This is a genomic window from Streptomyces sp. NPDC005955, from assembly GCF_042871255.1.
Taxonomy (GTDB): domain Bacteria; phylum Actinomycetota; class Actinomycetes; order Streptomycetales; family Streptomycetaceae; genus Streptomyces.
This window is the reverse complement of the sequence record NZ_JBIAIF010000017.1, coordinates 125,789-140,681: the sequence shown is the minus strand read 5'-3', so window position 1 is coordinate 140,681 and position 14,893 is coordinate 125,789. Positions and strand designations below refer to the sequence as shown.

At 74.4% G+C, this 14,893-nt stretch carries 9 protein-coding genes; all 9 read right to left on the bottom strand.

Translation table 11 applies throughout. From position 1 onward, the window contains the following. Nucleotides 1–22: 22 nt before the first annotated feature. The 9 genes from ACFYOU_RS30485 to ACFYOU_RS30445 all read right to left on the bottom strand — a co-directional run bounded on the left by ACFYOU_RS30485 (nucleotide 23) and on the right by ACFYOU_RS30445 (nucleotide 14,862). Nucleotides 23–1,183 (bottom strand): AAA family ATPase, encoded by a 1,161-nt coding sequence (locus tag ACFYOU_RS30485; protein WP_391310157.1) that lies wholly within the window; start codon nucleotides 1,181–1,183, stop codon nucleotides 23–25. A 144-nt stretch (nucleotides 1,184–1,327) separates the two neighbouring features. After that, complete coding sequence (locus ACFYOU_RS30480; RefSeq protein WP_391310155.1) at nucleotides 1,328–6,244, bottom strand: DNA-binding protein; 4,917 nt, start codon at nucleotides 6,242–6,244, stop codon at nucleotides 1,328–1,330. Beyond that, the gene (locus ACFYOU_RS30475) at nucleotides 6,241–7,107 is read right to left on the bottom strand and encodes a DUF4132 domain-containing protein (protein WP_391310187.1); all 867 of its coding nucleotides are present in this window, start codon (nucleotides 7,105–7,107) and stop codon (nucleotides 6,241–6,243) included. Before ACFYOU_RS30475 ends, ACFYOU_RS30480 begins: the two co-directional genes overlap by 4 nt. 528 nt (nucleotides 7,108–7,635) lie before the next feature. After that, a complete protein-coding gene (locus ACFYOU_RS30470) occupies nucleotides 7,636–8,904 on the bottom strand; it encodes an MFS transporter (RefSeq protein ID WP_391310153.1) in 1,269 nt (422 codons plus the stop codon). A 327-nt stretch (nucleotides 8,905–9,231) separates the two neighbouring features. Further along, nucleotides 9,232–9,624: a RidA family protein gene (locus tag ACFYOU_RS30465; RefSeq protein ID WP_385492060.1), complete on the bottom strand. Its 393-nt coding sequence runs from the start codon at nucleotides 9,622–9,624 to the stop codon at nucleotides 9,232–9,234. 1 nt (nucleotide 9,625) lies between these two features. Further along, nucleotides 9,626–10,396: a cyclase family protein gene (locus tag ACFYOU_RS30460; protein WP_391310151.1), complete on the bottom strand. Its 771-nt coding sequence runs from the start codon at nucleotides 10,394–10,396 to the stop codon at nucleotides 9,626–9,628. A 191-nt stretch (nucleotides 10,397–10,587) separates the two neighbouring features. Further along, entirely contained in the window at nucleotides 10,588–11,580 is a 993-nt protein-coding gene (locus tag ACFYOU_RS30455) for an enoyl-CoA hydratase-related protein (protein ID WP_391310149.1), read from the bottom strand. After that, entirely contained in the window at nucleotides 11,570–13,573 is a 2,004-nt protein-coding gene (locus tag ACFYOU_RS30450) for an acetoacetate--CoA ligase (protein ID WP_391310147.1), read from the bottom strand. The genes ACFYOU_RS30455 and ACFYOU_RS30450 overlap by 11 nt, the downstream gene beginning before the upstream one ends. Then, the gene (locus ACFYOU_RS30445) at nucleotides 13,567–14,862 is read right to left on the bottom strand and encodes an amidase family protein (RefSeq protein ID WP_391310146.1); all 1,296 of its coding nucleotides are present in this window, start codon (nucleotides 14,860–14,862) and stop codon (nucleotides 13,567–13,569) included. The genes ACFYOU_RS30450 and ACFYOU_RS30445 overlap by 7 nt, the downstream gene beginning before the upstream one ends. Nucleotides 14,863–14,893: the final 31 nt, after the last annotated feature.

Genomic DNA, 14,893 nt, shown 5'->3' with positions numbered 1-14,893 from the left:
GCCTCCGGGTCCTGAGTGCGTGTCACCGGAGGTTCTCCCGCAGGTCCCACAGACGGCGCCAGGTCGGCGAACCGTCCTCGGCGCGGCGGCGCACGGGGCCGTCCCAGTACCCCAACAGGCGCGCGTGGTCACCGGGATCGTCCTTGCGGACCACGCCCAGCAGATGACCGGGGACCAGGTCGAGACCGTCCCCGGCGGGCAGATAGGCGGCGGACACCCCGAGGGAGACGGCGACCTGCACCGCCTCCGCGGTGGACATCACCGTGCCGGGGCGCTCCACGTCCCAGCCCTCGGCCGAGCGCCCGGCCCGCAGGTCCCGGAAGACGGTCACCAGGACGTCGAGCACCGCGTCGTCGACGGCGAAGGCCGCGCCCGCCCGCTCGACGGCCGCGACGGCCTGCCGCTTGACGAGCGCGGTCTCGGCCTCGACGTCCGGGATCGGGTGCACCGTCTCGAAGTTGAACCGGCGCTTGAGCGCGGCGGACATCTCCGACACGCCGCGGTCGCGCAGGTTGGCGGTGGCGATGACGGTGAACCCGGCGGCCGCGGCCACCTGCGCCTCCGCCGTGCCGGACAGTTCGGGCACGCTCATCCGGCGGTCGGAGAGGATCGACACGAGCGCGTCCTGCACCTCGGGCAGGCAGCGGGTGATCTCCTCGACGCGCGCCACCCGCCCGGAGCGCATCGCGCTGAGGACCGGTGAGTCCACCAGGGCCTGGGGAGTGGGTCCCTGGGCCAGCAGGAGGGCGTAGTTCCAGCCGTAGCGCAGGGCGTCCTCGGTGGTGCCCGCGGTGCCCTGCACGGTCAGTGCGCTGGTGCCGCAGACGGCCGCCGACAGCAGCTCCGAGAGCAGCGACTTGGCCGTACCCGGCTCGCCCACCAGCAGCAGGCCGCGTTCGCCGGCGAGCGTGACCACGCACCGTTCCACCAGGGCGCGTTCGCCGACGAACTTCGGGGCGATGACGAGCTGGCGGGGCAGCGTCTCATGGGGCTCGGGCAGGCGGAGGGGATCGCCGGCGCTGCCGCAGACGAAGGTGATGACGGAACGGGGCGTCAGCAGCCAGCCGGGCGGACGCGGGCCTTCGTCATGGGCGGCGAGGAAGGCGAGTTCCGTGGCGTGGCGCTCTTCGGCGGGCGAGGTCTGCCGGGGCGGAAGGGCCGTCGCCGTGTGGGTGAGGGGCATGGATGTCCTTGCTGGGTGGGTGGGTCGGGTCGGCGTCGAAGATCCAGTGATCGTCGACGAGCGGGGGAGTCGGGAGGGGCGGGGGCACCGGTGGTGTCCGGTGCCCCCGGCGCGGTCTGGGCCGACGGCGGCGCCTCGCGTCGGTCAGCGGCGGCGACCCCGTCGCACCTTCAGCTCCTCGAACCGGGGCGCGTCGCCGTCGAGGACCCGCTGCCAGGCCCTGCGGTACAGGTCGGCGACCGGTTCCGTCGGCACGATCACGCCCAACGAGACGTGTTCGCCGTGGACCACGTCGAACAGCGGCAGCTTCCAGCGCTCCAGCGGCACCCGGGGCGCCGGCTGTTCCGCCCAGCCGCCGGGCAGGAACAGGGAACGGCCCGCCCGGGTCCGGGTGGCCCGGACCACGAGGTCGGTGGCGGCCAGTTCGGCGCGGGCCGCCTTGAGCCGGGCCGGCTTCCAGCCCGTCCACCGGGCGGTGGACCGGTCGGTCGGGTCGGGCATGGCGAGCAGCATCAGGTAGAGCGTGGCCGCGTCCTCACCGAGCCCGTACTCCTTGGCCGCCTCGGTGACCAGGTCGGGCACGGAGCGGCCCGGGTCCTGCGGCCACCAGGTACCGGACTGGTCGCCCCCGCCCCCGCCCCCGTCCTCGCTCCCGACCGGCTGTGCGGGGTCGGCGAGGAGGGCCGCGAAACGCGGGTCGGACACCAGCCGCAGGGCGACCTCGGCCTGGTAGGGGTGGCCGTCGGTGCGGGTGGCGGGCAGATGGGGGTCCTGGCCGGCCTCGTCGAGGAGGTCGACGCGGATGCCCGGGGCGGGCTGGTCGTCGTGGGTGGCCAGGACGACGGCACCGTAGCGCTCGAATCCCGGGCCGGTCTCGGTGGGTGCACCCGCCGTCTTCCGGAACGCGGGGAGGTTGATGTAGCGGCCGAGGTCGAGCATGAGGCCGGGGGCCGCCAGTCGTGCCCGTACGGCGGTGAACGCGGCCGGCAGCGCGGCGCGGACCGGATCGCCCGCGGGCAGCCGGTGGGCGAGCCAGGCCGTGAGGGCCACCGTGCTGACCAGGGTCGACACGGTGAACCCGGTGTCGTCGCCGACGGGCCGCACCCGGTCGCCGTTCACCGCCCAGCGCAGGTCCCGGGTGAGCTGCGGGGCGCCGGCCGGGTCCAGCAGCGCGGGCAGGGCTTCCCGTACGGGCCACACCGCGTGCTTGAGGGCGCGGACGGCGTCGCCGAGCAGTTCCTCGGGCACGGCGGGCCGCCTGCCGACCCGGGCGTTCCACACGGCGGCGCCCGCGGCCACGTCCGGGCCCTCGGTCCACAGCCGGACCGGGTCGGTGGGCAGCAGGGCGGCCAGGACCGCGGCGCGCACGGCGCCGTCGAGGGTGCGCAGTTCGTCCTTGGCGACCGCCGCGGGAGCGGCCTTCACCCCGATGGCGTTGCGGGCCGCGGTGGTGAGGAAGGTCCGCTCGTAGGCGTCGACCCGCGGCAGCCCGGCGATGACGAGCCGGGCCATCGTCTCGGTGGTGCCCGTCAGCCGGGCGAACTCCTCGGCAGCCGCGGGGAACCACGGCGCGGGACCGCGCGCGCCGAGCTCGGCCAGGAACTCCCCGAGCCGGACCGGGTGTTCGCCCCGGTCGAGCGGGTCGCAGGACAGCATGTGGTAGGGCTCCGGCGCGGCGAACCGGCCCGCGGGGTCGTGGAAGAGGCCGGTGAAGTCGCAACCGTCGTCGCCCGGGGACCCGTGTGAGGTCACCGCGAGGAAGGCGCCGTCCGCCAGAGGCAGCAGGCCGTTCCAGGAGCCCTCCCGCTCGTCGTTCGAGGCGGTGCGCAGCCGGTGGGCGTCCAGGCGCAGGGTCACCGTGCGCCAGCGGCCGGACTCCGTGGACCCGCCCATGCCCAAGCGGTCGAATCCGGCCAGCAGGAGCCGCAGCGCCTCGCGGTGCTCATCGGTGGTGGTGCCGGCGGCGGCCCGGTAGGCGACCGCCGACATCCGGGCGATCACGGTGGACAACTCCGGCCTACCGACGGGCAGTTCCGGTCCACCGAGATGCAGCCTGCCGTCGGCCCGGCCCGGTCCCGTGTCGGTGGCCTCACCGGCCCGGGTCAGCATGCGCAGGGCGCGGAAGACGGTGTCGGCCCGGTCGTCGCGGTGCCACCAGTGGCCGCTCGACGCATCGAAACCGCTCATCGCGTCGCGCAGCAGCAGGTCCGCGGGCCCGGCCGGGCCCTCGTCCGACGGGCCGCCCTCCAGGGCCCGGGTCAGCCGGGTCGCCGCCGCGTCCAGGACGCCCTGCTGGGCCGCCGCGTAGCGCACGACCGAGGCGATGCCCTTCAGCAGGGCGGGGTGGGTGACGGACAGCAGGGCCCGGATCGCCCGGGGCAGCGCCTCGGTGTCCTGGTCGGTGGCGGCCGCCAGCAGGGCGACGGCGGTGTCGCGGTCGATGCGGCGCAGCCCCGCCGAACCCTCCGGGTCGCGCGGGGTCAGGCACTCCCAGTACTGCACCGGCGGCAGCAGGAGGGTGCCCGCGCCGAAGGGGCCCGCCGTACGGTCGGTCTTCGCCCAGGCGGTGACGACGCCCTCCGCGTCCACCAGGTCGAGCTGCCAGCCGTTGCGCACGACCGCGGTGGGCCGCTCGGCGCCGGGGAACAGCACCAGCGTGTACGGCAGGCCGGCCGCGGCCGGGAGCGTGAGGGTGTGCCCGGCGAGGTCCTCGACCCGCACGGAGCCGTCCGGGAGCGTCAGCCTGCGCAGGCCGACGAGTCCGTGCACGGGTGCGCTGGCGGGGGCGGCACCGGTCGTGGGGGAGGGCCGCAGCCGGCCGCCCGCGAGACTGCTGCCCGCGGGGGCGTCCCGCAGGGCGTCGGCGAAGAAGGCGGGCCGGCTCATCCGGCCGCGGTCGCCGGTGACCGGGTCGTACTCGTACCAGCCGTGCGCCGCGCGGTCCTCGCCGTCCGCGTGCCACACCCAGTAGGAGGAGCCGTCGAAGAGCAGCGGGCTCTCCTCGGGCACGGTGGTGTCGCCCGCGTGCACGACGCCCCGGCCGGTGGTCCGGCCGCCGCCGGGCAGCGGCAGGGTGATCGGGAAGTTGCCCCGGTACCAGTCCATTTCGGTGCCGCGGGTGGAGCGCGGGCCCTCCAGCGCCTCGACGCGGTCGGCCCGGCCGTGCCAGTAGCCGCGCAGACCGCCGCTGCTGCTGTTCCAGTAGACGAGGAGTTCGCCGTCGACGTGGTGGAAGCCCGGGTCGCCGTGGCGCCCGCCCGCGGGGATGCGCAGGTCGTGGGTGAGCAGGGTGCCCTCGGCGCCGATCACCCGGGCCTGGGCCGTGCCGGCGACCACGAGGTGCGGCCAGGCGTCGGCGACGATCAGATCCTCCACCTGGGACTTCGGTACGAGGTCGGCCACCGCCTCCTCCCAGGCGGGCCAGCCGAGTTCGTCGAAGATCCCGGCCCGCAGGGTGCGTATCAGTACGGGGGCCAGGTCGGTGGCGACGGCCTCGCGCACCTCGTCCTCGGCGAGCGCCAACGCCTCGGCGGGCAGCCACTTCAGCCGGTCCAGCGCGGTGGGCAACTGGGGCAGACCGGCCACGGTGAAGCGTTCGACGGTCGCCGTGACCCAGCGGGCCAGCAGCGGGCGGCCGCCGGGGGACGCGGCGAGCCGACGGATGGCCCGCAGCGCGTCGTCGTGGTTGCCGAACTGTTCGGCACCCTTCAGGAAGGCGTCGTGGAACCGGGCGTCGGCGCCCAGGAACAGCAGGTCCCGGTGCCCCTCGCCCTGGGCCCAGGCGGTCAGCGGCAGGGCGTCGCCCTGCCCCGGGGCGGCCACCGGGACGTCCAGGGACAGCAGCAGGTCGATCAGGTCGATGTCGTGCGTGACCCGCAACGCGCCGCCGGACGCACGCAGTTCGGTCCGCAGGCGGTCCGCGATCCGTTCCACCAGCTCGTACAGTTCGGGCGTCCGGGTCGAGCCGCGCCAGGAGCGCGCCCGCTCGCGGAAGACCAGGAAACGTCCCAGCCAGCCCGCCGCTCCGTCCTGCGGCCGCTCCTCCTGGGGCAGCGAGGCGTCCCCCAGGCCCGCAAGGGCGCCGGAGTCCTCCAGCACCTTGAGCCACAGCTCGGGCATCCCGTCGTCGTGGCTCGCCGGGACCGTGTCCAGCAAGGTGCCGCGCACCCGCCGGTCCCGGGAGGCCAGCGCCACCAGCGCGGTCCGGTGGCCCTTCCACCAGCCGGCCGCGGCACGCAGGGTGGCCGGCAGACCGAGGAGCTCGCAGAGGTACTCCTGCTCGGCGAGGTCGGCGTCCCGGCCGGCGGCGCGGGCCAGCTTGCGCAGGTCGCCCGCCATCTGCGCGGACGGCGGGAGGCCGCCCGCCGTGCGGCGCAGACACAGCCGGGTGAAGCGCCGCAGCGCCTCCTCGGCCGGTACCCGGGCGGACAGCTCCCTGCCGTAGGCGGACAGCACCTTCACCGGCAGCGCGCCCGCCAGGGCGAATTCGAGGAACACCGCGTCCAGCCGGTCCTCCTCGATGACCAGCCCGTGCTCCGCCTCGGCCTTGCGGGCCCGGGTGAACAACTGGGCCGCGTAGGTGGTGCTCTCCTCGGTGAGGAAGACCCGGGCCGCCTGCTCGTAGAAGGTCGGCAGGAAGTGCGGGACGGAGGCCGCCAACCGCGCGCCGAGTTCCGTGTAGGCGTCCATGGCGGCCTTGGGCCGGGACTTCACCTGCCGCGCCACCCGCTCCAGGTCCGGTACGACGCCGAGCGCGTGGTGCCCGTCCGCGGGGTGGTGCACTAGCACCCACTCCGGGAAGCCCAGCGACTGGCGCAGCCCCAGCCCCACCACGGCCGGTTCCGCGTCCTGCTCCAGGCCGAGGAAACCGGCGGCGAGGTCCTCCGCCGCGCCCAGCTCACCGGCCACCAGCCGCACCACCACCCGGTCGTCGAGCCCCGGGTGGCGGTAGCTGCGCGCCGTCAGCGGAACCGCCCGCTCGCCCGCGTCCCGCGTGTCCGGCGGCAGCACCGCGCCCGCCGCGAGCATGTCCTCGTACGACACCTGCGTCCCCCCGCTCATGCGTCCTTGCCCTTCTCGACGTCCCGCCCGGCGTACAGCGCCGCAGCCATCCGCATCCCCTCCGACCAGGCCACCGGCCCCACCTCGTGCACGTGCACGGCACGGCCGTCCGGACCGCGCCAGGTGAGCCCACCGGTCTCCACCGAGTCCTCCCAGTACGGCTCCCCGATCCACACGGAGGCTTCGACGGTGCGTCCGCCGTCGCGCACCCGGGCCGTGGCGTAGCCGCCCGAGACGCGGTAGCCGAGGGAACTGGCGCGCGCGGCGAGGGCGAAGCGCGAGCGGAAGGAGCCGCCGGCGAACTCGCGTATCTCGGTGGTCTTGGGGTCGAGGTCACCGGGCCGCTGCCAGGTCGCCCGGTGGATCTGCTCGACGCGCTGGACGACGCCCAGCTCCGCGGCGAACTCCCGGAGGTCGTCGAGGTCGGGCAGCAGGACCGGGTGCGGCAGGGTCACCGTGCGCGGGGAGAGGCGGACGGTCTCGCCGTCCAGGTTCACCAGCCGCAGTTCGCCGTCCTCGGTGGTGCCCCGCAGCAGGCCGACCTCGTCGGGGTCGTCGCCGACCACGGCCAGGTCGCGCAGGGCCGCCTGCCAGGCCTCGTCCGGCCACACCCGGGCCAGCAGGCCGGTCGGCACGGGCAGCGACGACACCATCCAGGAGTCCACCTGCGCGACACACCCCGCGGCGTGTCGATCCAGCCATTCCGCGAACCGCCGCAGCCGGTCCACCTCGGGGTGGTCCTTGAGGGCGCGCGGCAGGGACTTCAGCTGCCGCCCCGCCGCCCGACCCGAAGTGGCACGTGCTGCCACCCGTCCATCCATCAGGGCGACTTCGTACCCGTCACCCGCCGACAGCCAACCCACGATCCCCGCCTCACGCGTCAAGACAGCAAGAAGAACGCACAGTTCAACCGGGAAGTGCCGGCATCACTGCGACGACAAGCGGAACGTTAGCGGCGATCACTGACAATCGACCCGGGAAGCCGCGGGCGGACTGCGGGAAGGGGGCGGCGAGCGCGGTGCGGGGAGCACTCCGGTACGCACGTCACTGCTGGTCGCCGGGGTCGACGGGCCCCGCGCCGGGGGGCTGGTTCCGGCCACTGGTCCGGTGCGCGGTCCCGGGGCGGGGGGCGCCCACCGAGGGGCGACGGCGTACGGCGGCTCGGGCCGCGGTGTCCGCCACCGTTGCGGGGATGCCGGTCACCGGTCCCGCACCGCTGTAGCCGAAGGGGTCGGCGTCCCGGTGACCAGGGGCGGACCGCGCGGTGCGGCGGAGGACCGGCGGCCGGGCGGGCGGGGCGCTGTCCGCACGGCCGCGGGCGGGTCATCGGGGTGCCGGGTGCGCCCCGGTCGTGACCGCGCGGCGCGCGGCACCGCCCCGGTCGCCCGCGCCTACTTCTGGTCCTCCGCGCCCGCGGTGCCTGAGCCGGTCGGCGAGGTCGGACGGGGCGCGGAGGAGGCGCCGGCGGCGACGGGAGCGGGGCCCTTGCGGCCGAAGAGCCCGATGAGGGCGGTGAGCGCCGAGAGGGCGCCGAGCGTGGCCCACCCGGCACCGTAGCCCGCGGTGGGGACGATCTTGCCGAAGGCGATGGGGAGGGCGAAGCCGCCGATCGCGGCGAAGGTGAGCATGAGTCCGATCGCGGTGCCGATGTGCTCGGCGTCCACGCGTGAGATCTCGGCGGGGACGCACAGCCACGCGGGGAAGCTGAAGAGGAAGACGAACCCGATCAGGGCCGAGAGGAACCACAACAGGGGGGCCGATCGAACGGGGACCAGGAAGAGGGCGGCGCTCATGGCGAGGAACGGCACGACCATGATCAAGCGGTAGTTCTTCAGCCGGTCCGCCACGTATCCGCCGAGCAGACTGCCCGGGATGCCCGCGAGGGCGAACACCGCGCCGAGCAGGCCTCCTTGGCCGCTGGTGAACCCGAGTTCGTCGATGGCGTACTCGCCGATCAGCTGGGACGCGGTGATGTAGGCGCCGTACACCCCGACCATGGCTGCGCCGTAGATCCACAGTTGCCGGTCCCACAACGCCTTGGCGAGGCCCGCTCTGGTGATCTCGGCGCCGGCGAGTCCCGCTACGTCCACAGGGGTGGCGAACCACGCGGCGACGGCTGCCGCCACGACGAGGTTGACGGCCCCGCAGAGGATCAGCATGGTGCGCCAGCCGACGGCATCGGTGAGGGCGACGCACCCGTAGAGGCCCAGTGCGGCCCCGATGCTGAACGCGGCGCCGCCGGTGATGCCCAGCGCGAAGTTGATCTCGTGGTTGCGGAACCAGACGCTGACCGCGCTCACGGACACCGAGAGGAAGATCGATCCGCCGATTCCGGCCAGTACGCGGTACACGGCGAGGTCGGTGTACTCGACGGCGACTCCGGAGAGCACGCCGCCGACGCCCTCCAGGACGATCCCCAGGACGAGCGTGCGTTTGAGGCCGAGCCGGGTCGCGAGGAGGCCGGCGGGAACGTGGACGACGCCGTACCCGATGAGGAACAGGGCGATCAGGAAGGCCAACTGCGAGAAGGACGCCCCCAGGTCCTCGCTGAGCGGGGTGAACGCCGAGGCGATGTTGAACCAGTTGAGCGTCAGGCCCACGTAGCCGGCCACCAGGAGGGCGAGCATGCGCCATCGGGCGGTGTAGACGTCTTCGGACATGGCGGGAGATCCCTTCGATGAGGTGGACCCCGGGAGCGGGGCGAGTGGGGGACCGACCGTCGACCGGTGGGGGGAGCGCGTGTTCGTGGTGCGTGCACGGGAGGGCGGTTTCCTGCACCGGCGTCGCGGGGCGGCGGCGCCGTTCGGCGCTTCGCGGCTGCTGACGCCGGGGACCGTGATCCGGCTGAGCCGGCCGCCCCCTCCGAATCCTGCTGAATCCCGGCGAATCCCGGTGAATGCGGCTGAATCCGGAGGGGAACGTGCGGGAGAGGGCGAGGGTTGTTCGGCGCGCCTCTCCCGCTGCCCGGCCGGGGGGCGACCGCCGGGCTATCGCTTCCTGACCGCGATCGCCTCGAACTCGACGATGAGCTCCGGCTGCACCAGCCCCGCGACGAACACGAAGGTCGAGGGCGGGCGGGTCGGCAGCCACCGGTCGCGGACCGACCGGATCTCTTCCAGCGCCTCCGGCCTGGCGATGAAGCCGGTGATCTTGACGATGCGGTCCATCGAACTGCCCGCCGCCTCCAGGGTGCGGGCCAGGTTGCGGAACGCCTGCTCGGTCTGTGCGAGCGGATCGTCCACCCCGACGACGTCGCCCTGCTCGTCCCAGCCGATCTGGCCGGAGGTGAAGACGAGTTCGTCCACGGTGCCCGCCCAGTGCCACGCCGTGCCCGACAGGACACCGGGCACCTCGGTGACGAGGCCGAAGTCGGCGGCCACGTCAGTCCTCTTCGACGAGCGCGATCGCCCGGACCGGCCCGGCGGTGCCGTTGGCGATCTTCAGAGGCATGGCGATCACCTGGAAGCCGTGCGGGGGCAACTGGTCGAGATTGGCCATCTTCTCCATGTGGACGTACTCCTTCTCCAGCCCCAACAGGTGACAGGGCCAGAGGAACTTGGGGTCGTGACCGTGCTCGTGGTAGTCCGCCGCCCACGCGGCGTACGGCCGGTCGTAGCTCCATGCGTCGGTGCCCACGGTGGTGACGCCCTGGTCGAGCATCCACTCCAGGGCCTCGCGGCTCATGCCGCCGCCCCTGGTCATGTACGTGTCCGTACCGAAGTACTTGTCGTTCCCGGTCATCGACAGCACGATGTCGCCGGGCTTGAGCGTGTAGTCGATGTCGCGGAACTTCTGCCGGAGCGTGTCGAGGGACACCTCCTCGCCGTCCGCGCAGTCCTGGATGTCGATCACCACCCCGTCGCCGATGCACCGCTCCAGCGGCCATTCCTCGATGGTCTTGGGCCGGGAGCCGTCCGCCATCACCGGACCGAAGTGCCAGGGGGCGTCCATGTGCGTCCCCGTGTGGTCGGTGATCTCCAGGTTGCAGATGGCGTACGCCTCACCGGGGGTGGGCCAGTCCTGCGGGTCGATGTCGTAGTTGTCCTTGTTCCACTTCGCCCCCTCGGAGTGGGGGACGAGGGTGACGCCCTTGCCGTCGAGGGTCGGATCGGTGTCGACGGTCATCGAGAGGTCGACGATTCTTCTGGCCATGGGACGGCCTCGCTTTCCGCTTGTATCCACTTAATGGATATGGAGTCAACTCTGCGGACGTTGTGTCCGAGAAGGTAGGGGTGGTGGCGGAGCCCCGTCAATGGGTGTGCGGCTCCTCTTGCGGCTCCTCCCGGTGGGAGGGGGCGCCCCGCCCCGGGCCGGTGGGCGCGCCCCGTCGCGTGCCCACCGGGTCAGGCGTCGGGCACCTGGCCGCCCGACGGGGGCCGGACGCGGCCCGGAAGGGGCAGGTCAGGGCCCGGGAGGGGCAGGTCAGGGGCTGGAGGTGACAGCCCCTGGACCGGAGCGGCGGGGTCCCGGCCCGGAGGGGCGGGGTCCCGGCCCGGAGGGGCGGGGTCCCGGACCGGAGAGGCGGGGGCAGGGCCCGGAGCCCGCCGCCCGTCCCGTCGCGCCGCGGAGCCCCGGACGAACGCCTCGACCCGGGTGCGCAGTTCCCCCGTGGGGGCGAAGCACGCACGTCGCAGCGCGGCGGCGTCGACGGCGGGCCCGGACGGCGACGGAGCGAGCACGCCTTCGGCGATCCGTTTGTTGGCGGCGGTCGCCCCCGGTGCCAGCCGGGCCGCGCGCCGGGCCAGGTCCAGTGCCGCCGCGACGTGCCCGTGCTCGTCGGTGAGTTCCGCCAGGACTCCGGCCCGCCAGGCGCGCCGGGCGTCCACGCGCCGCCCCAGCAGGAGCATCTCGCGGGTCAACGAGCCGCCCCAGACCGAAGCGAACCGCTGGACGCCCGCGTCGGAGTAGACCAGACCGAGGTCGCCGGCCGGTACGCCGAACACGGCGCTGCGGGTGGCGACGCGCGCGTCGCAGCAGCAGGCCAGTTCCAGACCGCCGCCCAGCGCCGGGCCGGTGATGGCGGCGATGACCGGGAACCCGGAGTTCCTGATGGCCCCGAACACGGCGTGCGCGGGATGGGCGATCAGTTCCTCGGCGCGCCGGGCGAACCCGGGTCCGGCGACGCTGTGCAGGTCGTAGCCCGCGCAGAACGCCGGGCCGGTGCCGGTGAGCACCGCGGCCCGGGCGTCGATGCCTTCGAACGCCCGGGCCAGCTCGTCGAGCGTCCGGGCGTCGAGGGCGTTCCGGCGGCCCGGCCGGTCGATGCTGACGACGGTGATGCCCGGTTCCGCCTCCTCGACGCGGACCCGGGGGCGTGCGCCCGGGTCACCGGCCATTCCCGCCCGCCCGCTCTTCGGCCAGCCGCAGGAAGGGTTCCAGGGCCCCGGGGTCGGCCAGGGCCGCCCGGTCCACCACCCGACCGGGATCGGCGCCCATCAGCAGCCGTTTCACCGGAACCTCCAGGGGCTTGCCCGTGCGGGTCCGGGGGACCGCATCGATCCGGTGCACCGCGTCGGGAACGTGCCGGGGGGAACAGTCCGCGCGCAGTTGGGCCGCGATCGCCCGGCACAGGTCCTCGTCGAGTTCGTGCCCCGGGGCCAGGACCACGAACAGCTCCAGCCGTGAGGTGCCGTCCGGATCGGCGAGGTCGACGGCGAGTGCGTCGACCACCGGGTCGAGGGTCAGGACGGACCGGTACAACTCGCTGGTGCCCATGCGGATCCCGCCCCGGTTGATCGTCGCGTCCGAGCGTCCGTGGACGACCACCCCGCCGTGCGGCCCGACCTCCAGCCAGTCGCCGTGGCGCCATACGGGCGGGTCGACGGCGTAGTGGGCGAAGTAGGCGTCGTGGTAGCGCGTGCCGTCGACGTCGCCCCAGAACTTCACCGGCATCGACGGCATCGGCGCGGTCAGCACCAGTTCGCCCCGCTCGCCGATCACCGGGCGGGCGTCCTCGTCCCAGGCGGCGACGGGCGCGCCGAGCGACCTGCGTTGCAACTCGCCCCGCACCACCGGCAGCGTCGGCACCCCGCCGAGGAACGAGGTGCACACGTCGGTGCCGCCGCTGCTGGAGAACAGCCAGAGATCCGGGCCCAGTTCCTCGTACACCCAGTCGAAGACCTCCGGGGTGAGCGGGGAACCCGTCGAACCGACCGCGCGCAGCCGTGCCAGTCCTCCGTGCGCACGCGGGCGTACGCCCTCGGCCCGGGAGGCGGCCAGGAAGCCGGCGCTGGTGCCGAAACACGTGGTCCGCGTGGCCTCCACCACGTCCCACATCGCGGCCGTGTCGGGATGGCGCGGGCTTCCGTCGTAGAGCACGATCGCGGCGTCGGTGAGCAGTCCCCCGACGAGGAAGTTCCACATCATCCACCCCGTGCTGGTGAACCACAGGACACGGTCGTCGGGGCGGGCGTCGACGTGCAGGTGCAGCTTCTTCAGGTGTTCCAGCACGATGCCGCCGTGCCCGTGGACGATCGGTTTGGGCACGCCCGTGGTGCCCGAGGAGTAGAGGATCCACAGGGGGTGGTCGAAGGGCACCCGGGCGAAGGAGAGCGGTGCCCGTTCGCGGCAGAAGTCGTCCCAGGTGACGGCGGGGCCGAGACCGGCGAGCGGGCCGCCCGGGCGCAGGTGCTCGACGAGGACGACCCGGTCCAGCGTGGGCAGCCCGTCGACCATCCGGCGCACCGTGTCCAGGCGGTCGACCTCGCGTCCGCCGTAGCGGTACCCGTCCACCGCGATCAGTACGGTGGGGTCGATCTGCCGGAAGCGGTCCAGGGCGCTCGCGGCGCCCGTCTCCGGGGCGACGACGGACCAGATCGCCCCGAGGCTCGTCGTCGCCAGCAGGGCGACGACCGCCTCGATCGTGTTGGGCAGGTAGGCGGCCACGCGGTCGCCGCGGCCCACTCCGGCCGCGACGAGTCCGGCCCGGGCCCGCGCCACGCGGTCGTGCAGTTCCGCCCAGGTGACGTCCACGGGGGGTCGGGACTCCGAGGCGCAGACGATCGCCACCCGCTCGGGGTCGCGCCCGGCGAGGATGTGCTCCGCGTAGTTCAGGGCGACCCCGGGGAACCAGCGGGCACCGGGCATGGTGCGACCGTCGAGCACGGTCGTGGGGTCGCCGTCGGCGCGCACCTCGAAGTGGTCCCAGATCGCCTTCCAGAACCCCTCGATGTCCTCGACCGACCAACGCCAGAGGGTGTCGTAGTCGGGACAGTGGACGCCGCGCTCCGCGGCCAGCCAGTCCTGGAAGCGGGTGAGTGCGCTGGCGGCGATCCACGGTGCGGAGGGCGTCCACAGCACCGCACGCGGCTGATCGGGCGGGTTCAGCATGCGAGGGCCCTCATCAGGTGTTCGGTGTACCGCATGAGCTGGTGGTCCTTTCCGGGAGGGGCGATCAGCTGGAGTGCCAGGTGGTGGTGGCCCGGTCCCAGCGGCACGGAGACGGCCGGGAGTCCGTGGGCGCCGGCGGCCCGGGTGAAGCGCGAGGCGTCGACCACCGCCGCGGGCCCGGTGACGGGCGGCGCCGCCATCGGCGTGGTGGGCAGCACGATGACGTCGACGTCGGTGAAGGCGCGCCGGGCGTGACGGGTCTCCAGCGACAGGGCCGATCGGGCCCGCGCGTACGCGTCCGCCGCCATGCGGCTGCCGTGGTCGAGCGCCGCCCGCACGCCCGGCTCGTCCGGCTCGATCCGGCCGGCCCAGCGGAGCGCCAGTTCGCGGGTGAGGACGGGGCCCAAGCCGCGCGGTCGCAGCGCGAACCCGACCTCGGCCACCGGGTGACCGGTGCCGGCGAGGCGGTCGACGACGCTCCGGAACGCCGCGGCGATCGCGGGGGCGAGCGGCCCGTGCTCCGTCAGGTCCGACGGCACCCCGATGCGCGGCGGGGCACCGCTGCGGTCGACGTCCGGTGCGTCCGGCACGCCCAGGGCCTCGGCGGCGGTGCGGCAGTCGCGGAGCGAGGTGGCGAAGACTCCGACGCTGTCCATCGAGGGGGCCAGCGGAGCACAGCCGTCCATCGGCACCGCGCCGTGCGACAGCTTCGCGCCGAAGGTGCCGCACCACGCGGCGGGCACCCGTACCGAACCGGCGGTGTCGCCGCCGAGCGCCAGCGGGACGATCCCGGCGGCCACCGCGGCGGCCGACCCGCCGGAGGAGCCGCCGGGCAGGGCGCCGGGGACCGCGGGGTTCGGGCACGGCGGCCGGCCGGGGGCCTGTCCGGTCATGCTCCAGCCGAGTTGGTCCATCGCGGTCTTGCCGATGACGACGGCGCCGGCCGCCCGCAGCCGCCGGACGACCGTCGCGTCCGCGGCGGCGCGGTGGATCGGCGTGCGCAGCCCCGCAGTGGTGGGCATCCCCGCGACGTCGAAGCTGTCCTTCACCGCGACCGGCACACCGGCCAGCGGCCCCAGCGCCTCGCCGCGTGCCCTTCGGCGGTCGATCTCGCGGGCGGCTTCCAGGGCCTGCCGGTCCACCGCCCAGAAGATGCCGTCCGCCGCGACGGCCGCCGCGAGCGCCCGGCGGCACACCTGCTCGGCGGACCAGGTGCCGGCGCGCACCGCCGCCGCGACTGCCGTGGCGTCCCGGGGTCCTTGACCCGGGTCGGTGCTCCGCGCCGTCACGGGGTGCTCCCGGGGAACCCCACGGGACCGG

Bases quoted from the DNA above. Each gene is read 5' to 3' on its own strand.
- ACFYOU_RS30480 (WP_391310155.1), bottom strand. From the start codon at position 6,244: ATGAGCGGGGGGACGCAGGTGTCGTACGAGGACATGCTCGCGGCGGGC.
- ACFYOU_RS30485 (WP_391310157.1), bottom strand. From the start codon at position 1,183: ATGCCCCTCACCCACACGGCGACGGCCCTTCCGCCCCGGCAGACCTCG.
- ACFYOU_RS30470 (WP_391310153.1), bottom strand. From the start codon at position 8,904: ATGTCCGAAGACGTCTACACCGCCCGATGGCGCATGCTCGCCCTCCTG.
- ACFYOU_RS30450 (WP_391310147.1), bottom strand. From the start codon at position 13,573: ATGCTGAACCCGCCCGATCAGCCGCGTGCGGTGCTGTGGACGCCCTCC.
- ACFYOU_RS30460 (WP_391310151.1), bottom strand. From the start codon at position 10,396: ATGGCCAGAAGAATCGTCGACCTCTCGATGACCGTCGACACCGATCCG.
- ACFYOU_RS30455 (WP_391310149.1), bottom strand. From the start codon at position 11,580: ATGGCCGGTGACCCGGGCGCACGCCCCCGGGTCCGCGTCGAGGAGGCG.